Here is an 18,670-nt window from a genome sequence, read left to right as displayed (position 1 = left end):
TCCCATGACGCGAACCGGCGACAACAACCTGATCGTGGGCCTGGGGGCGACCGGCGTGTCGGTTGCCCGCTTCCTGCGTGCGCAGGGTGAGCCGTTCGCGATCACCGATACCCGCATGGCGCCGGCCGCGCTGGAGACCGAGGGTGCCAAGGCCTGGCTGGCCGATGCCTGGGTCGGGCCGCTGGATCGACTGGACGCCGCGGGCTTTGCCCGCATCATCGTCTCGCCCGGGGTCGCACTGGAGCACCCGGTCCTGCAACGGGCGCGTGCCGCCGGTGCCCGCCTGACCGGAGACATCGACCTGTTCGCCGAGCAGGCGGGCGCCCCAGTCATCGCGATTACCGGCTCCAACGGAAAGAGCACGGTGACCGCGCTGGTCGGCGAGTTGCTGCGCGCCGCCGGCCTGCGGGTGGCGGTGGGTGGTAACTACGGCACCCCGGCGCTGGACCTGCTGGAGCAGGCCCCGGACCTGTACGTGCTGGAGCTGTCCAGTTTCCAGCTGGAGCGCAGCGACATGTTGGCGCCAGCGGCCGCCGCCATCCTGAATATCTCGCCTGATCACCTGGATCGCTACGCCGATCTGGATGCGTATGTGCGTGCCAAGGCCCGCATCCTGGATCGCGCCGAGCGCGGTGTGTTGAACCGCGAGGACGCCTGGCTGCGCGAGATCACCCTGCCGCCGGGTCTGAAGGTGATCTCCTTCGGTCTCGATGCGCCGGCCGGCCCGGACGATTTCGGGGTGCGCCCGTCCAGCGCGGATGCTCCGGACCTGGTGCGCGGTGACCAGGTCCTTCTCTCGACCGGCCATCTGCGTCTGCGTGGACAGCACAACTGGGCCAACGCCCTGGCCGCGCTTGCCCTGGTCTGGCCGTGGCTGGAGGCGGGCGAGCCGCGCGCACGCGCCATGGCGGCCCTGGCCGAGTTTGCCGGTCTGCCGCATCGCTCGCAGTGGATTGCCGAAGTGGGCGGTGTCGCCTACATCAATGACTCCAAGGGCACCAATGTCGGCGCGACCCTGGCGGCCCTGCGCGGTACGCCCGGGCCGCTGGTGCTGATCGCGGGCGGGCAGGGCAAGGGGCAGGACTTTGCGCCGCTGGCCGATTACGTCCCGGGCAAGGTCCGTGGTGTGGTGCTGCTCGGCGAGGACGCGCCAATGATCGCCCGGGCCCTGGCCTCCGTGGTCCCGGTCCAGCGCGTGGACGATATGGCCGCCGCGGTTGCGCAGGCCGCTGCCTGGGCGGAACCGGGCGATACCGTCCTGCTGTCGCCCGGTTGCGCCAGCCTGGACATGTACCCGAATTATCAGGCGCGCGGCGACGACTTCGCGCACGCGGTGCGGGAGCTGGCAGCATGAGTATCTCCAGCACCCGCCTCGGACTCCCGGATCGCGGCCTGGTCGCCGGCCTGCGCGACCATGTGGACCTGCCCCTGCTCGCCGTCGCGGCGATCCTGCTGGGGATCGGCCTGGTGATGGTCGCGTCCGCCTCCATGGGGCTGGGCGAACGTTATTTCGGCAACACCTGGCACTTCTTCCAGCGCCAGGTCATCTTCGCCGCCATCGGGCTTGCGGTGGCGACCTTCCTCTGGGTGGTCCCGCTGGCGCGCTGGGAACGCGCCGGGCCGTGGCTGCTGATCCTGGTGATGGCGTTGCTGATCGCAGTGCTGATCCCGGGTGTCGGGCGCACGGTCAACGGCGCGACCCGCTGGATCCCGCTGGGGATGTTCAACCTGCAGGTCGCCGAGCTGGTGAAGCTGCTGGTGGTGATGTACCTCGCCGGCTACATCGTGCGTCACTATTCGACGCTCCGCCTGCACTTCCTCGGTTTTATCCGCCCGCTGATCGTGCTTGGGGTGGGCACCATCCTGTTGTTGCTGCAGCCGGACTTCGGCGGCGCCGCGATCATGCTGGCGATTGGCATGGGCATGCTGTTCCTGGCCGGTGCGAAGCTTTGGCAGTTCGCCGCGCTGGCGGGCACCATCGCGGCGGGGATGGCGGTCGTCGCGGTCGCGGCGCCTTACCGCGTGGCGCGCCTGACGGCCTTCCTCGATCCCTGGCAGGATCCATTCGCCACCGGTTTCCAGCTGACCCAGTCGCTGATCGCGATCGGCTCCGGCGGCTGGTTCGGGGCCGGGCTCGGCAACAGTGTGCAGAAGCTCTTTTACCTGCCCGAGGCGCACAACGATTTCCTGTTCGCAGTGTTTGCCGAGGAGTTCGGCTTCGTCGGTGTGGTGGCCCTCATCGCGCTGTTCGGAGTCCTGGTCTGGCGCTGCATCCAGATCGGTTTGTACGCCGAGCGCGCAGGGCACGCCTTCGGCTCGCATCTGGCCTTTGGCGTGGCCATCTGGATGGGCCTGCAGGCGTTCCTGAACCTCGCGGTGAACATGGGGCTGCTTCCGACCAAGGGCCTGACCCTGCCGTTTCTCAGTTACGGCGGCAGTTCGCTGATCGTCTCGCTGGCGGCTATCGGCCTGGTGATGCGCGTGTACCGCGAGGCCCAGGTGCCCGCCCCGCGCGCCGCACCCCCGGCGCGCCGCCGGCGTGGGGGTGCCGCATGAGGGCCCCGCGCATCCTGATTATGGCCGGCGGCACCGGGGGCCATGTGTTCCCGGGCCTGGCAGTGGCCACCCTGCTGCGGGAACGCGGTGCCGAGGTGCGCTGGCTGGGCACGGCCCGCGGCGTGGAATCGCGGCTGGTGCCGGCGGCCGGGATCGAGCTGCATACGCTTCCAATCGCCGGCATCCGCGGCAAGGGCCTGGTCGGGCTGGCACTCGCACCCTGGCGGCTCGGCATTTCGCTGTGGGCCGCCCTGGGTCTGATGACGCGTCTGCGCCCGGATGCCGTGATTGGCTTTGGTGGGTTTGCCGCCGGCCCCGGGGGACTAATGGCGGCCGCTATGGGCCGGCCGCTGGCGATCCACGAACAGAACGCCGTGGCCGGTCTGACCAATCGCTGGCTGGCGAAGGTGGCGGACCGGGTCTATGCCAGCTCCGAGCACAGCTTCCCCGAGCGGGTGGCGGTCACGGTGGTGGGCAACCCGGTGCGCGCCGCGATTGCGGAACTCCCGGCGCCGGAGGCGCGCTTCGACGAGCGCGAGGGCGCCCTGAACCTCCTCGTCCTGGGCGGCAGCCTGGGCGCCCGTTCGCTCAACCGCACGCTGCCCGCCGGGCTGGCGCGCGTGGCCGAGGAGCAGCCGCTGAACATCCGTCACCAGGCGGGCGAGCGCACCCTCGACGAGGCCCAGGCCGCCTATGCGGAGGCAGGTCTGGAGGCGGAGATCAGCGCCTTTATCGAAGACATGGCCGCGGCCTATGCCTGGGCGGACCTGGTGATCTGCCGCGCAGGGGCGCTCACCGTGGCCGAGGTGGCCGCGGCCGGCGTGCCGGCGATCTTCGTGCCCTATCCACATGCGGTGGACGATCATCAGACCGCGAATGCCGAGGCCCTGGTGCAATCCGGTGCCGCCTGGCGGGTCGCGGATGCCGAGCTGGACGCTCAGCGGGTCTACGAGCTGGTCGCCCCGCTGGACCGCGAGGCCCTGCGTGCGCGTGCCTTGCTGGCCCGCGCACAGGCCCGCCCCGACACCGCACGGCGCCTGGCCGATGCCTGCATGGAAATGGCGGGCGCCCGCCGGGAGGGATCGTCATGAATGCCCCGCGCCTGCCACGCCATGCGATGCGTCGTATCCGCCGGATCCATTGTGTGGGGATCGGGGGATCCGGCATGAGCGGGATCGCCGAGGTCCTGCATCAACTGGGATATCAGGTCTCGGGATCCGATCTCGGGCAGTCGGCGATGGTCGAACGCCTGAAGGGCATGGGCATCCCGGTGGTGGCGGCCCATACCGAATCGAACGTGGCCGATGCCGACGTGCTGGTGGTTTCCAGTGCGATCAATCCGAGCAACCCCGAGGTCCAGGAGGCGCGTCGGCGCGGCATCCCGATCGTGCGCCGCGCCGAGATGCTGGCCGAACTGATGCGCTTTCGCTATGGCATCGCGGTCGCCGGGACCCATGGCAAGACCACCACCACCAGCCTGGTCGCCAGTGTGCTGGCGGAGGCGGGGATGGACCCGACGTTTGTGATTGGCGGACGCCTAAACAGCACGGCGAGCCACTCGAATCTCGGCGCCGGGGACTATCTGGTGGCCGAGGCCGACGAGAGTGACGCGTCCTTCCTGCATCTGCAGCCGATGATCAGCATCGTGACCAATATCGATGCCGATCACCTGGGGACCTATGGCAACGACTTTGGCCAGCTGCGGGCGACCTTCCTGGAATTCCTCCACCACCTGCCGTTCTACGGCATTGCCGTGCTGTGCGCCGACGACCCGCAGGTGCGTGATCTGTACCCGGAACTGGAGCGCCCGCGCCTGACCTACGGCATCGAACAGGACGCCGACGTGCGCGCCCTGAATGTGCGCCAGGAAGGCGTGCGCATGTACTTCGACCTCGCGTTGCCCGGTCAGGCTGCGTTCCCGGTGACGCTGAACCTGCCCGGGCGCCACAACGTGCTCAATGCCCTGGCGGCGGCGGCTGTCGCGCACGAGCTGGAGGTCGCCCCCGAGGCGATCCAGGCCGCGCTGGCGCGCTTCCAGGGTATTGGGCGGCGCTTCCAGGTGCAGGAGCTGCGGACCGCACAGGGGGCCCTGACCCTGGTCGACGACTATGGCCATCACCCGCGCGAGATTGCTGCCACTCAGGCGGCCGCGCGCGATGCCTGGCCCGGTCGCCGCCGGATCACCATCTTCCAGCCGCATCGTTATACCCGCACGCGTGATCTGTTCGAGGACTTCGCCGAGGCCCTGTCCGAGACCGATGTCCTGATCCTGCTCGAGGTGTATGCCGCCGGGGAGGACCCGATCCCCAGCGCCGATGGCCGCAGCCTGGCGCGCGCCATTCGTCTGCGCGGGCGGGTGGAGCCGGTGTTTGTCGAGCGCGCAGAGGATGTGATCGGTGTGCTCGCGGGGATGCTGCGGCCGGACGATGTCGTGCTCGCCCAGGGTGCCGGCGATATTGGCCGTCTGGCCGGTCTGCTCCCGCAGCAGCTGGGAACCGCCGGCGAGGAGGAATCATGATGGCTGCCCGCGCTGTGGACTCGCCGATGACTCCGTTCGCGCAGGCCACGCGTGGCCGGTTGCAGGCGCAGGTTCCGCTGGCCGGGCTGACCTCCTGGCGCGCAGGCGGCCCGGCCGACTGGCTGTTCCAGCCGGCGGACCTTGACGACCTGGTCGCTGCCCTGCGCGACCACGCGACGCACGCGCCGCAGATGCCGGTCACCTTCCTCGGCCTGGGCAGCAACGTCCTGATTCGTGACGGCGGGCTGGACGGCCTGGTCGTGCATCTTTCCGGAGTGCTGAACGAACGCCGGCGCCTGGACGGCGATCGCCTGCTGCTTGGGGCCGGGCTGGCCTGCGCCCAGGCCGCGCGTTTCGGGGCCCGCGAGGGGCTGGTCGGGGCCGAGTTCCTGGCCGGCATCCCTGGGACCGTGGGCGGCGCGCTGCGGATGAACGCCGGCGCCTGGGGTGGCGAGATCTGGCCGCTGGTGGAGGCGGTCTCCACGGTGGATGCGCGCGGCGAACTGCATACCCGCACTCCTGCGGACTACACGATCGGCTACCGCAGTGTCCACGGTCCCGAGGCGGAGTGGTTCACCGGCTGCGTGTTGCAGCTGGCCGCGGGTGACCCTGACGTCGGGACCCGGCGCATCCGCGAGTTGCTGCGCGAACGATCCGCGAAGCAGCCGCTGGGGTTGCCGTCCTGCGGGTCGGTGTTCCGCAACCCGGAGGGCGATCACGCCGCGCGCCTGGTCGAGGCCGCCGGTCTGAAGGGACTGCGCCACGGGGCGGCGGAGATCTCCCCCAAGCACGCGAATTTCATCACCCACGACGGCAGCGCGCGCGCCGCCGATATCGAATGGTTGCTGCGTCATGCCCAGGACGAGGTGCAGCGGCAGTTCGGGGTGCACCTGGAGCCCGAGGTCCGGGTCCTGGGTCGGCCAGGGGCGACGCACGAGGCAAGCGAGGGAACGGCATGAGCAAGCGAAGTGCACAAGATTATGGCCGTGTCGCGGTCCTGATGGGTGGCTGGTCTGGCGAGCGCGAGGTCTCGCTGCACAGTGGTCAGGCGGTGCTGGCGGCACTGCAGCGCCAGGGCGTCGATGCGCATCCCCTGGACCTGACCCGCGAGACGGCTCGCTGCCTGGCCCTGGAGAACTTCGACCGGGTCTTCATCGTGCTCCACGGGGAGTGCGGCGAGGACGGGACCCTGCAGGGCTGTCTGGACATGGCGGGCATGCCTTACACCGGGACCGGCGTGCTCGGTTCCGCACTGGGCATGGACAAGCTGGCCTGCAAGCGGCTGTGGGCGGGGAGCAATCTGCCGAGCGCCCCCTATCGTCTGCTCACGCCGGGGTTCGACCCCGACGCGGTGGCCGATGCACTGGGCCTGCCGTTGATCGTGAAGCCCGCGCGCGGCGGCTCCAGCCTGGGGATCACACGGGTGGATCGGGTGGCCGATCTGCCGGCCGCCTTCGAGGCCGCGCGGTTGCAGCCGGGGCAGGTGTTCGCGGAGCAGTGGATCAGCGGACGCGAGTACACCGTCGCGATCCTCGGCAACGAGCCGTTGCCGGTGGTGGAGATTCGCACCCCGGACGGTTTCTACGATTACCACGCCAAGTACGAGGCCGACGATACCGGCTACATCTGCCCGCCGCCGCTGGATTCCAGCGCGTTGCTGGAGTTGCAGTCCATGGCCATCGCCGCCTTCGCGACGCTGGAGGGTTGCGGCTGGGGACGAGTGGACATCCTGCAGGACGAACATGGCGAGAACTTCCTCATCGAGGTGAACACGATCCCGGGCATGACCGACCACTCGTTGGTGCCCAAGGCCGCCGCGCAGGCGGGCATCGACTTCGACGAGCTGTGCCTGCGCATCCTCGATTCCAGTTTCGAGTGTGGGGGACTGCGTTGAACGCACGCCGCACAACGCGACCCGCGCGCCGCCCGCAGGCGCGGGGACCGTCGCCGCTGCGCCGGATGGCTGGCCCGGGGCTGCGCCTGATGTCGGGCATGGGGCTGGCCGCGGTGCTGGTGCTGGGCGCGCTGGCCTGGTTGCAGTTCGACCCGGACGCCTGGTTGCCGATCGAGCATGTCGAGGTGACCGGCAATCCGCAGCATGCGGATGTCGCCGCGGTGCACGAGATGGTCCGGACCCATGCGCCGGGCTTCATCGGTGTCGAGCTCGAACGCCTGCGCGTTGCGCTTGAGGGCCAGCCGTGGGTGGACGCGGTGCGCCTGCGGCGTCAGTGGCCGGACACCCTCGTGGTGGAGATTCACGAGCCGGTGCCGGTGGCGCAGTGGGGCGAGGACCATCTGGTCGATCGCCACGGGCGCCTGTTTGGCCCGGTGGCGCTGGATGACTGGGAGGGCCTGCCGGCACTCGCCGGGACCGACGGGCGCCAGGTGGTGCTGATGCATCGCTACCTGGAGGTCTCCGCACGCCTGGCCGATGCCGGGCTGGAGGTCGCCGGTCTCGAAGAGGGCGAACGCCACGACTGGACCATCCACCTGGCGGACGGCGTACGCGTGCTGATGGGGCGCGATGCCGATCTGGCACGACTGGGACAACTGGTCCGCGCGGCCCCGGCGATTCGCGACTATCGCGACGCCCCGGTGGAACGGATCGACCTGCGTTACCCCCACGGGCTGGCGGTGGCCTGGGCGGATGCGGCGGATGACGGTGCGGGGAACGCCCGATGACACGAACGACAGGACGCAGAAAGATGATGGCAAAGAAGTCGGAACCCGGTCTGATCGTCGGCCTCGACGTCGGGACCTCGAAGATCGAGGCGGTGGTCGGGGAGCTGACCGAGGAAGGCGAGATCGAGATCATCGGCATCGGTTCCTCGCCCTCGCGCGGGCTGAAGAAGGGCGTGGTCGTCAACATCGAGTCCACCGTCCAGTCGATCCAGCGCGCGGTGGAGGAGGCCGAGCTGATGGCCGGCTGCGAGATCCACTCGGTCTATACCGGGATCGCCGGTTCGCACATCAAGAGCTACAACTCCACCGGGGTGGTCGCGATCAAGGACGGCGAGGTGGTCGCCGGCGATGTGGACCGGGTGATCGACGCCGCGCGCGCCATCGCCATCCCGGCCGACCAGCGCATCCTCCACGTGCTGCCGCAGGAATACATCATCGACGAGCAGGAGGGCATCCGCGAGCCGATTGGGATGTCCGGGGTGCGGCTGGAGGCCAAGGTGCACCTGGTGACCGGGGCGGTCTCCGCCGCGCAGAACATCGTCAAGTGCGTGGAGCGCTGCGGGCTGCGGGTGGACGACATCATCCTCGAGCAGCTCGCCTCCAGTTACTCGGTCCTGAGCGAGGACGAGAAGGACCTGGGCGTGTGTCTGGTGGACGTCGGCGGTGGCACTACGGACATCGCGGTGTTTGCCCACGGCGCGATCATGCACACCGCAGTCATCCCGATCGCCGGCGATCAGGTCACCAACGACATCGCGGTCGCGCTACGCACCCCGACCCAGTACGCCGAAGAACTCAAGATCAAGTACGCCTGCGCGCTGCGCTCGCTGGCCGATCCGAGCGAGAGCATCGAGGTGCCCGGTGTCGGCGATCGTGCCGCACGCAGGTTGTCGCGCCAGACGCTCGCCTCCGTGGTCGAGCCTCGCTACGAGGAATTGTTGCAGCTGGTGCAAGCGGAACTGCGCCGCAGCGGCACCGAAGAAATGATTGCCGCCGGAGTGGTGCTCACCGGTGGCTCGTCCCGAATGGAAGGTGTGGTGGACCTCGCCGAAGAGGTCTTTCACATGCCCGTACGCCTGGGGGTGCCGCAACGCGTCACCGGGCTCCTGGATGTTGTGAAGAATCCGATCCACGCGACGGGGGTGGGGCTGTTGCTCTACGCCCGCGAGTCGCGCGCGGAGCAGGAGGCCCGGCCCGTGAGCAGCGGGTTCCAGGGCGTATGGGCGCGCATGAAGCGCTGGTTTTCCGGACAGTTCTGATGATCGGGGCCCCGGAATTTTAGGAGGCCGGACCGCTCTCCGGCCATGACGCAGGTAAACAGAAGTTTATGTACTACACACGCAACGAGAGGACGCAATCATGACGTTCGAACTGATGGACACCTATAGCCAGAACGCGACGATCAAGGTCGTCGGCGTTGGGGGCGGCGGCGGCAACGCCGTGCAGCACATGGTCAACTCGCAGCTGGAAGGCGTCGATTTCATCTGTGCCAACACCGATGCCCAGGCTCTGAAGAGCCTGGATTCCAAGACGCTGCTGCAACTGGGCGGCGACATCACCAAGGGCCTGGGGGCCGGGGCGGATCCGTCGGTCGGTCGCGAGGCTGCACTGGAGGACCGTGAACGCATCCAGGATCTGTTGCAGGGCGCCGACATGGTCTTCATCACCGCCGGCATGGGCGGTGGTACGGGTACCGGTGCCGCCCCGGTGGTGGCGCAGATCGCCAAGGAGATGAATATCCTGACGGTCGCGGTGGTCACCAAGCCGTTCCCGTTCGAGGGCAAGCGCCGCATGCAGGTCGCGATGTCCGGGATCAAGGCGCTGACCGAACAGGTCGATTCCCTGATCACCATCCCCAACGAGAAGCTGCTGACGGTGCTGGGCAAGAACACCACGCTGCTGGATGCCTTCAAGGCTGCCAACGACGTGCTGTTCGGCGCGGTGCAGGGCATCGCCGAGCTGATCACCCGTCCGGGTCTGATCAACGTCGACTTTGCCGACGTGCGCAACGTGATGCGCGAGATGGGCATGGCGATGATGGGCACCGGCACCGGCACCGGCGAGGATCGTGCGCGCGAGGCCGCCGAAGCGGCGATCGCCAGCCCCTTGCTGGAGGACATCGATATCTCCGGTGCCCGCGGCATCCTGGTGAACGTGACCGGTGGCATGGATGTCGGGATCGGCGAGTTCGAGGAAGTCGGCGAGGCGGTGAAGGCCCTGGCCTCGGAAGATGCCAATGTCGTGGTCGGGACGGTCATCGACCCCGAGATGACCGATGAACTGCGGGTGACCCTGGTGGCCACGGGGCTTGGCGCGCCAGCGACGCAGTCCGAACGGCCGCAGGTGCGAGTGGTCGATGCCCAGCCGAAGAGGGCCGTCGGTTCCGATGTCGAAGTCGACCTCGACCAGCCGACCGTCAAGCGGCGCGGCGGTGACAACCTGGCGGTCGACTACAATCAGCAGCAAGGCATTGATGTGCTGGATATTCCGGCCTTCCTGCGTAAACAAGCCGACTGAGCGCGGCTGTACATGCAGGGCGAGCGGAATCCTGCAATAATGCGGTAATCGTTGTGTGCATGAGGAGCCCGGGAGGGCCCGGGCTCCCCTTATGCGCTCTCCTGGAAGAGAGAGGCTCAATTCGTTGATCAGGCAAAGAACGCTCAAGAACAGCATTCGGGCGACCGGAGTGGGACTGCATACCGGAGAAAAGGTGGTGCTGACCCTGCGTCCGGCTCCGGTGAATACCGGGATTGTGTTCCATCGCTGCGATCTTGATCCGTCCGTGGAGATTCGCGCCTGTGCCGACAATGTCGGCGACACGCGGCTGTCCACCACGCTGGTCAATGGAGACGTCCGGGTTTCGACCGTGGAGCATTTGCTCTCGGCCATTGCCGGATTGGGAATCGACAACCTGCATGTCGATGTGAGCGCCGCCGAGGTGCCCATCATGGACGGCAGTGCCGGTCCCTTCGTGTTTCTGCTGCAGTCCGCCGGGCTGAAGGAGCAGGACGCGCCCAAGGAATTCATTCGGGTCAAGCGCAGCGTGGAAGTCCGCGAGGACGACAAGTGGGTGCGCTTTGATCCTTACGAGGGGTTCAAGGTCGGTTTCTGTATCGATTTCGAACACCCGATGTTTACCGACGGAAGCCAGCGCGCAGAGCTGGACTTCTCGTCCACCTCCTTTGTGAAGGAGGTCTCGCGTGCCCGGACCTTCGGGTTCATGCGCGACATCGAGGCCCTGCGGGCGAATCAGCTGGCGCTGGGCGGCAGCCTGGACAACGCCGTGGTCCTCGATGACTACAAGATCCTCAACGAAAACGGGCTGCGTTACGACAACGAACTGGTCAAGCACAAGATCCTCGACGTCGTCGGGGACCTGTACCTGCTCGGTCACAGCCTGATCGGTGCGTTCACTGGCCACAAGTCCGGGCATGCGCTGAACAACCAGCTGATCCGTCAGCTCCTGGCCGACGAGACCGCCTGGGAGAAGGTGACCTTCGAGGACCCGAGCGAACGCCTGCCGATCTCCTTCGGTCAGCTGGCACCGACTCCAGCGGGCTGACCTCACCCTGGAACACATGTTCCAGGGTGAGGTAGGTCAGTCGCGCTTCGGTGACGGCCTGGCCGCCCGGGCGAGGCGTTCGAGGGCGCCGGCCAGCCCGGGGTCCTGGATGCTGCTGGCGGTATCGGCCAGGATGCGGCGGGCCGCATCCGGGATCTCGCGGCGCTCCAGTCGCGTGGTGGGCTGGGGGGGGCGTGGGGTGTTGGTCAGCCGGATACGTATCTGTTCGATGCCCTCGAAGCCCGCGGCACGCAAGGTCTTGAGCAGTTCGCGCTGCTGGAAGCGCAGTTCGGTGGCCAGCCCGCGGTTCGCGCAGATTGCGACCAGGGTGTCCTCGCGCAGGGTGAACGCCAGTCGGCCAGCCTGCAGGGCGTTGCCGACCAGTCCCTCGAGGGCGCGTTCCACGCCGCGGTCGCGGCTGGAGTGCGCGGAAAAGTCGCGGGCGATGAAGCGGGTAATCCGCTGCGGCGTCATCGAGGGACTCCGGCAGTCCGCGGCGGAAGGAGTGAGAGGAATCGCATGCAGCTGATCGTACTACGTCCGGATGGTCTTTGTGCACGTCTTCCGTTGTGGGGCGTGGCGCTGGCGGGCACCCTGCTCGCGCTGCTGGTGGTGGCGGCGGTTGTGACCGCCTACCTGGCGGGGCAAAGCCAGCGCGAGGTGGTCAGGATCCCGGTCGCAAACACGCTGGATCCGATCGTGGTGGAGACGGCCGAACGCGAGGCAGCACGTGAAGGTTTGAACTACCTGGTTGACCGTGTGGTCGCGCTGGAACGCCAGCTGACGCGGGTGGATCTGCGCCTCCGCTCGGTTGGCGACTCCCTAGGGCTGGACGTGGCCGCACTGGAGCCGGAAGTTGGCGGCCAGGGCGGCCCGCTGCTGGACGGACCGGGTTCTCCGCTGGAGATCCATGACCGCTTGCTGGCGCTGGAACACCTTCTGGGTCGTCGCAGCGCCGCCGTAGAGACGGTAGGTTCCGAGCTACGCCAGGAGGCGGCTCGCGAGGCGCTGTCCCCGCAGTTTCGCCCGGTGGAGGATGACGCCTGGATTAGCTCGGCGTTTGGTTATCGCGAAGACCCGTTCACCGGGAACCGCCGCTTCCACTCGGGGATGGATTTTGCCGGGCGGCCAGGCTCGGACATCCGCGCCGCGGGCGGTGGTCTGGTCGTATTCGCGGGCCGCCGGAGCAGCTACGGCAAGCTCGTCGAGATCGCGCACGGCGGCGGCTTGAATACGCGCTACGCACACAACGCGGAAATCCTGGTCGAGCCCGGGCAGCGCGTGGAGGCTGGCGAGGTGATCGCGAAGATGGGGCGCACCGGTCGCGCGACCGATACCCACCTGCACTACGAGGTGGTCGACGCCGGCCAGGCCCTGAATCCCTATCATTTTCTCCAGGATCGGGACTGACCCTCCGCGGTCCTTCTCGGCCCCGCAGGGGCATGACCGGCTGCGCGTCTCTTGGCCACAGCGTTTCCCTGACGGATCGTTTATCCTAGCCGGGTTTCAGCCAACCCTTTCGGATCCCCATGGTCAAGCAGCTCGTACAGAAGATTTTCGGTAGTCGCAACGATCGCATCCTCAAGCGCTACACCCGCGCGGTCGAGCGCATCAATGCCCTGGCCGACTCCACCGAGGCGTTGTCGCAGGACGAGCTGCGTCACAAGACACAGGAATTCCAGCGCCGCCTGGGCGAGGGCGAGAATCTGGAGAAGCTCCTGCCGGAGGCCTTCGCGGTCTGTCGCGCGATGAGTGCCCAGGTCCTGGGGCTGCGCCACTTCGACGTCCAGTTGATCGGCGGTATGGTTCTCAACGACGGTCGCATCGCCGAGATGCGCACGGGTGAGGGCAAGACCCTGGTCGCGACCCTGCCCGCCTATCTCAATGCATTGACCGGCGACGGCGTGCATGTGGTGACGGTGAACGACTACCTGGCCCGCCGCGATGCGGCCTGGATGGGGCGGCTGTACGACGCACTGGGTCTGACGGTCGGCGTGGTGAATAGCTCCGGCGGTCTGGGGGTGGATTCCGCCTCCTATCTCTTTGACCCGGAGTACCACGCAGAAGAAGGCGGGTTCGATCAGATGCGTCCGGCGACCCGGCGCGAGGCCTATGCCGCCGATATTACCTATGGCACGAACAACGAGTTCGGCTTCGACTATCTGCGCGACAACATGGCCTTCTCGGCCGATCAGCGCGTGCAGCGCGCACTCAACTTTGCGGTGGTCGACGAGGTCGACTCCATCCTCATCGACGAGGCGCGGACCCCGCTGATCATCTCCGGCCCCAGCGGCGACAGCTCCGAGCTCTACGAGCGGCTGAACACCATCCCGGCCCAGCTGACCCGTCAGGAAGACGAAGAGAGCGAGGGTGACTACTTCGTCGACGAGAAGGCCAAGCAGGTCTTCCTCAGCGAGGAGGGTCACGAGAAGGCCGAGGAACTCCTGCGCCAGGCCGGCTTGCTGGAGGAGTACCAGACCCTGTACGACTCTGCGAGCATCGCGGTACTGCATCACCTGAATGCGGCCCTGCGTGCCCACGCGCTGTTCCACCGCGATGTCGACTACCTGGTGCGCGACAACAAGGTCCAGATCATCGACGAGTTTACCGGCCGCATCATGGGTGGCCGGCGCTGGTCGGAGGGACTGCACCAGGCGATCGAGGCCAAGGAAGGGGTTCCGATCCAGCGCGAGAACCAGACGCTGGCGTCGATCACCTTCCAGAACTATTTCCGCCTGTACGAGAAGCTCGCAGGCATGACCGGTACGGCCGATACCGAGGCCTACGAGTTCCAGACCATCTATGGCCTGGAAGTGGTCGTGATCCCCGGCAACAAGCCGCTGGTGCGCGACGACATGCAGGACCTGGTCTTCCTGACCCAGGAGGAGAAGTACACCGCCATCATCAAGGAGATCCAGTGGTGCGTGGATCGCGGTCAACCGGTCCTGGTGGGGACGGCCTCGGTGGAGAGTTCCGAGCGGCTGGCTGAAGCGCTGAAGAAGACCGGGATCTCGTTCGAGGTGCTGAACGCCAAGCAGCACGAGCGCGAGGCCGCGATCATCGCCCAGGCGGGTCGCCCGAAGGCGGTGACGCTGGCAACCAACATGGCCGGGCGTGGTACCGATATCGTGCTGGGGGGGGCGCTGGATGCCGAACTGGCCGAAGTCGACCCGGACGACAGCGCCCAGCAGGAGGCAATCCGGGCCGACTGGCAGGCCCGTCATGACACGGTGATCGAGGCCGGTGGTCTGCACATCATTGGCTCCGAACGCCATGAGTCGCGACGGATCGACAACCAGTTGCGCGGGCGCTCCGGCCGCCAGGGTGACGCGGGCTCCAGCCGCTTCTTCCTGTCGCTGGAAGACAACCTGATGCGGGTGTTTGCATCCGAGCGTGTGCGCAGCCTGATGCAGCGTCTGGGCATGAAGGAGGGCGAGGCGATCGAGAACGCCTGGGTCTCGCGCGCCATCGAGAATGCGCAGCGCAAGGTCGAGGCGCACAACTTCGATATCCGCAAGCAGCTGCTGGAATACGACGACGTCGCCAATGATCAGCGCCGGGTGATCTACGACCAGCGTGCTGAATTGCTGACCACCGAGGACATCAGCGAAACCATCGACACCTTGGTGGAGGATGTGGTCAACGCCCTGATCAACCCGTACATGCCGCCGGGATCGATCGAGGACGAATGGGACATCCAGGGCCTGCAGCAGGCCCTGAACGGCGAGTTCGGGCTCGACCTTCCGGTCCAGCAGTGGCTGGACGACGAGGACGACCTGCACGAGGAGCCGTTGCGCGAGCGGATCATCGGGCATGCCCGCGCGCTGCTGACCCGGAAGCGCGAGCAGCTGGGTGACGAGACCATGAACCGCCTGCAGCGCGACGTGATGCTGCAGGTCCTGGACAGCCAGTGGAAGGAACACCTGGCGGCGATGGACTACCTGCGCCAGGGTATTGGGTTGCGTGGCTACGCCCAGCGCAACCCGAAGCAGGAGTACAAGAAGGAAGCCTTCGCGATGTTCCAGTCCCTGCTGGAACGCATCAAGCACGACGTGGTGAAGTTCCTGCTGCGCATGCAATTGCGCTCACCGGAGGAGGTCGAGGCATTGCAGCCGAAGAAGGCGGCCCCCGCCGAGGATGATCTGCAGTTCCAGCACCAGAACCCCGACAGCCCCCTGAAGGCTGGAGCCGAAGGTGACGCCGAGCCGCGCGAACCGGTTGCGAGCGGCGAGGCCCCCTACCGACGCGACGAGCCCAAGCTGGGCCGCAACGAGCCCTGCTGGTGTGGTTCGGGCAAGAAATTCAAGCATTGCCACGGCAAGCTGTAGGGAGACACTGAGCCCATGGCCGTAGGATTGAACGCCCCGGAGGCACTGCAACCGGTACCGGGGATTCGCGTGGCCGCGGTCGCGGCAGGGATTCGCTATCCCGGGCGCGACGATCTGGTGTTGATCGATGCCGGCCCCGACGCGACCGTTGCGGCGCTTTATACCAACAATGCCTTTCGCGCCGCGCCGGTCGTGGTTGCCGCGGAGCACCAGGCAGCGGGCGGGGCACGCTGGCTGCTGATCAACGCCGGTAATGCCAATGCCGGGACCGGCGAGCCCGGGCTCGCCGCCGCGCGCGCTTGCTGCGAGGCCCTGGCCGCGGTTACGGGCGACCCGGCGGAGGCAGTCCTGCCATTTTCCACCGGGGTGATTGGCGAGCCGCTGCCGGTGGAACGCATCATCGCGGCGCTGCCCGTGCTGCACGCGGGCCTGGCGCCCAATGCCTGGATGCAGGCGGGACGCGCGATCATGACCACTGACACCGTGCTCAAGGGTGTCAGCCGTCGGGTCGCACTGTCGCAGGGCGAGGTGACCCTGACCGGTATCGCCAAAGGTTCGGGGATGATCCACCCCGACATGGCGACCATGCTGGCGTTTATCGGGACCGACCTTGCCATCGAGGCGCAGGCGCTGGACGGTCTGCTGCGCGAGGCCAATCGCGACAGCTTCAACGCGATCACCGTGGACGGGGATACCTCCACAAACGACGCCGTGGTGGTGATGGCCAGTGGCGCGAGTGGGGCGGGGCTCGTCACAGCGGACGATCGGGTCGCCTTTGCCGCGGCTCTGGACGCGGTCTGCCTGGAGCTGGCCCAGGCGATCGTCCGGGATGGCGAGGGTGCCACCAAGTTCGTGACCGTCGAGGTGGTGGGTGCGCGGTCGCGTGAGGAGGCGGCGCAGGTCGCCGAGACCGTCGCGCTGTCCCCGCTGGTCAAGACTGCGCTGTTCGCCTCCGACCCCAATTGGGGCCGCATCCTCGCGGCCGTGGGGCGCGCCGGGGTGCCGGATCTGGTGATCGAGCGCGTGGCGATCCGTGTGAATGACGTCGAGATTGTCCGCGACGGCGGGCGTGCCCCGGAATACGCCGAGGCCGACGGCCAGCGTGCCTTCGACGCCGAGGAGATCCACATCCGGATCGACCTGGGCCGGGGTGACGCGCGGACGCGCAAGTACACCTGCGACTTCTCCCACGAGTACGTGCGCATCAATGCCGAATACCGGTCCTGAGCCGGCGCCTTCCCCTCCGGTCGAGGTCGCGATCGGACTGATCCGCGACAACCAGGGTCGCGTGCTGGTTACGCGTCGCAGGTACGCGCAGCACCTGGCCGGGCTGTGGGAGTTTCCCGGTGGCAAGGTCGAGAGCGGCGAATCCCCCGCGGTGGCTCTGCAGCGCGAACTCGACGAGGAGCTTGGCGTCGGTGTCGATTCGGCGGTTCAGTGTCTGACGGTCGAACACGACTATGGGCAGTGCGCGGTTCGTCTGCATGTGTTCCGCGTGACGGCCTGGTCGGGTGCGCCCCGTGGCCGCGAGGCCCAGCCTATGGAGTGGCGTGCCCCGGTGGACCTGGACCCCGCGGATTTCCCGGCGGCGAATCGCGCGATGCTCAACGTCTTGCGCCTGCCCGAGCGTTATCTGATCACACCGTCACCGGGCGACGCCGCGCAGGCCGCTGGCATCGCCGGCCGAGTAACCAAGGCCCTGCGTGCGGGCCAGGCTGACATGGTTCAGGTGCGTGCGCCGGACTTGGGCCGGGTCGACTATTGCGACTTTCTCGCGGCGATCACAGGGCCCGCCGATGCCCTGGGCATCCCGGTACTGGCGAATGCGCCACCGGATTGGCTGGCGGATTTTCCGCGGGTGGGGTTGCATCTCCCCGAGCGGCGTTGGCGCGAGCTGGATGCGCGTCCGGCGTCCGCTGGCTGGGTGGCCGCCTCGGTTCACGACCGTGCCGGTCTCAAGCGGGCGGCGGCCCTGGGGCTGGATTTCGTGGTGCTGGGGCCGGTGCAGGCGACCGCGACGCATCCCGGTGCCGAGGCGCTGGGCTGGGGGCGTTTTGCGGACTGGGTGCGGGGTGCGGCGCTGCCGGTCTATGCGCTCGGCGGGATGTCTGCCGTCAGCCTGCCCCGGGCGCGGGCGGCCGGTGCGCAGGGTATTGCGGCCATTCGGGGCTTGCTGGACTGAATCCGGGCCTTCCAGGCGCCCAGGGCCCTGCCTCAGATCGCGCAGCAGCAGAGCCGGAACGGCACGTCGACATGCGCCGGTACGGGGCGTTCGCGGAAATCGCCGGGGGCGAAGAAGCGCACAGTAAAGCGCTGGCGCCCGCCGCTGATTTCCGGGTAGACCCCCAGAGCGGGGTCGACCGTCACCCGGATCAGTTGCCACGCGTGGGCGGTATCGAGATTGCGCTCGAAGTACCCGTCCTCGGCGGTCACCGGCTCCGCGTTGCCCGAGTGGCGCATGTAGCGCAGCACCTGGGCGGTCGCCTCGGCCACGGTGTTCAGCGGTTGGAACCATTCCAGAAGAAGCTCGGTGCGCGCCTGATTCGGTTGGGCCAGCCAGTAGTGGTAGATCGGCAGGTCGAAGTCGAAGGCCCCGCCGGGCAGGGCCATGCGCTGGCGCACGCTGGAGAAAAACTCGCTGCCGCGCACGCGGTGATCGAGCGCGCCGGCCTGTTCCTCCAGGGCATCGTGCAACCGCTTCTGTGCATCCATGGTTTCGCGAAAGCGATCGGCATCGATGCCCGGCTGGTTGGCCAGTCGGGTCAGGTTGACCGTCTGGCGCTCGATCTCGCCCATCAGTTCGCGCTTGATGTCTACCCGGGTGACCAGGGCGTAGATGTCCACCAGCGAGACCAGGGCCTCGTGATGATCGAAGGCCCGCCCGGACTCCAGTGCATCCCCGAAGCGTGCGTTCAGGGCCTCCAGCCGCAGCAGGAGGCGTACACGTTCATGCAGCGGTTGTTCAAAGGTCAGGGATTGGCTCACGACGGACCCGTTGGGCAGGAGGACTGGAGGCGCATGCTG

The 18,670-nt window shown here is 67.6% G+C and carries 16 protein-coding genes; 14 read left to right on the top strand and 2 right to left on the bottom strand.

Annotated features, from left to right (window positions below; all coding sequences use genetic code 11):
* The first annotated feature begins 4 nt into the window (after nt 1-4).
* The 10 genes from murD to lpxC all read left to right on the top strand — a co-directional run bounded on the left by murD (nt 5) and on the right by lpxC (nt 11,318).
* Nucleotides 5-1,354: a UDP-N-acetylmuramoyl-L-alanine--D-glutamate ligase gene (murD, locus tag G333_RS0101310; protein WP_019627450.1), complete on the top strand. Its 1,350-nt coding sequence runs from the start codon at nt 5-7 to the stop codon at nt 1,352-1,354.
* A complete protein-coding gene (gene ftsW, locus G333_RS0101305; RefSeq protein ID WP_018952160.1) occupies nt 1,351-2,556 on the top strand; it encodes a putative lipid II flippase FtsW in 1,206 nt (401 codons plus the stop codon). Before murD ends, ftsW begins: the two co-directional genes overlap by 4 nt.
* The gene (gene murG, locus G333_RS0101300) at nt 2,553-3,647 is read left to right on the top strand and encodes an undecaprenyldiphospho-muramoylpentapeptide beta-N-acetylglucosaminyltransferase (protein ID WP_026340853.1); all 1,095 of its coding nucleotides are present in this window, start codon (nt 2,553-2,555) and stop codon (nt 3,645-3,647) included. Before ftsW ends, murG begins: the two co-directional genes overlap by 4 nt.
* The gene (gene murC, locus G333_RS0101295; protein WP_018168227.1) at nt 3,644-5,074 is read left to right on the top strand and encodes a UDP-N-acetylmuramate--L-alanine ligase; all 1,431 of its coding nucleotides are present in this window, start codon (nt 3,644-3,646) and stop codon (nt 5,072-5,074) included. Before murG ends, murC begins: the two co-directional genes overlap by 4 nt.
* A complete protein-coding gene (gene murB / locus G333_RS0101290; protein WP_019627448.1) occupies nt 5,071-6,033 on the top strand; it encodes a UDP-N-acetylmuramate dehydrogenase in 963 nt (320 codons plus the stop codon). Before murC ends, murB begins: the two co-directional genes overlap by 4 nt.
* Nucleotides 6,030-6,968 carry a D-alanine--D-alanine ligase gene (locus tag G333_RS0101285; RefSeq protein ID WP_019627447.1) on the top strand — a complete coding sequence of 313 codons (939 nt, stop codon included), beginning with the start codon at nt 6,030-6,032 and terminating at the stop codon, nt 6,966-6,968. The genes murB and G333_RS0101285 overlap by 4 nt, the downstream gene beginning before the upstream one ends.
* 65 nt (nt 6,969-7,033) lie before the next feature.
* Nucleotides 7,034-7,756, top strand: coding sequence for a cell division protein FtsQ/DivIB (locus G333_RS0101280; protein WP_019627446.1), 723 nt, complete (start codon nt 7,034-7,036; stop codon nt 7,754-7,756).
* Between the two features lie 23 nt (nt 7,757-7,779).
* Nucleotides 7,780-9,015, top strand: coding sequence for a cell division protein FtsA (gene ftsA / locus G333_RS0101275; protein ID WP_018168223.1), 1,236 nt, complete (start codon nt 7,780-7,782; stop codon nt 9,013-9,015).
* A gap of 100 nt (nt 9,016-9,115) precedes the next feature.
* Nucleotides 9,116-10,273: a cell division protein FtsZ gene (gene ftsZ / locus G333_RS0101270; RefSeq protein WP_018144460.1), complete on the top strand. Its 1,158-nt coding sequence runs from the start codon at nt 9,116-9,118 to the stop codon at nt 10,271-10,273.
* A gap of 124 nt (nt 10,274-10,397) precedes the next feature.
* The gene (gene lpxC / locus G333_RS0101265; RefSeq protein ID WP_231362625.1) at nt 10,398-11,318 is read left to right on the top strand and encodes a UDP-3-O-acyl-N-acetylglucosamine deacetylase; all 921 of its coding nucleotides are present in this window, start codon (nt 10,398-10,400) and stop codon (nt 11,316-11,318) included.
* Between the two features lie 36 nt (nt 11,319-11,354).
* Here the strand turns inward: lpxC and G333_RS0101260 are convergent, their stop codons facing one another.
* Complete coding sequence (locus G333_RS0101260) at nt 11,355-11,792, bottom strand: DciA family protein (protein ID WP_018168222.1); 438 nt, start codon at nt 11,790-11,792, stop codon at nt 11,355-11,357.
* A 45-nt stretch (nt 11,793-11,837) separates the two neighbouring features.
* On the opposite strand from G333_RS0101260, the gene G333_RS0101255 reads away from it, so the two are divergent.
* From G333_RS0101255 to G333_RS0101240, 4 genes are all read left to right on the top strand, one after another.
* A complete protein-coding gene (locus tag G333_RS0101255) occupies nt 11,838-12,728 on the top strand; it encodes a M23 family metallopeptidase (protein WP_018168221.1) in 891 nt (296 codons plus the stop codon).
* Between the two features lie 119 nt (nt 12,729-12,847).
* The gene (gene secA / locus G333_RS0101250) at nt 12,848-15,646 is read left to right on the top strand and encodes a preprotein translocase subunit SecA (protein WP_018168220.1); all 2,799 of its coding nucleotides are present in this window, start codon (nt 12,848-12,850) and stop codon (nt 15,644-15,646) included.
* A gap of 15 nt (nt 15,647-15,661) precedes the next feature.
* Nucleotides 15,662-16,873 (top strand): bifunctional glutamate N-acetyltransferase/amino-acid acetyltransferase ArgJ, encoded by a 1,212-nt coding sequence (gene argJ, locus G333_RS0101245; RefSeq protein ID WP_019563206.1) that lies wholly within the window; start codon nt 15,662-15,664, stop codon nt 16,871-16,873.
* A complete protein-coding gene (locus tag G333_RS0101240) occupies nt 16,854-17,828 on the top strand; it encodes a Nudix family hydrolase (RefSeq protein WP_019627445.1) in 975 nt (324 codons plus the stop codon). The genes argJ and G333_RS0101240 overlap by 20 nt, the downstream gene beginning before the upstream one ends.
* Before the next feature lie 32 nt (nt 17,829-17,860).
* Here the strand turns inward: G333_RS0101240 and zapD are convergent, their stop codons facing one another.
* Nucleotides 17,861-18,631: a cell division protein ZapD gene (gene zapD / locus G333_RS0101235; RefSeq protein ID WP_018939032.1), complete on the bottom strand. Its 771-nt coding sequence runs from the start codon at nt 18,629-18,631 to the stop codon at nt 17,861-17,863.
* Nucleotides 18,632-18,670: the final 39 nt, after the last annotated feature.

This window comes from Thioalkalivibrio sp. AKL10, assembly GCF_000381845.1.
Lineage (GTDB): Bacteria > Pseudomonadota > Gammaproteobacteria > Ectothiorhodospirales > Ectothiorhodospiraceae > Thioalkalivibrio > Thioalkalivibrio versutus.
Note: the sequence above shows the minus strand (reverse complement) of the source record. Positions and strands in the feature narration are given on the sequence as shown.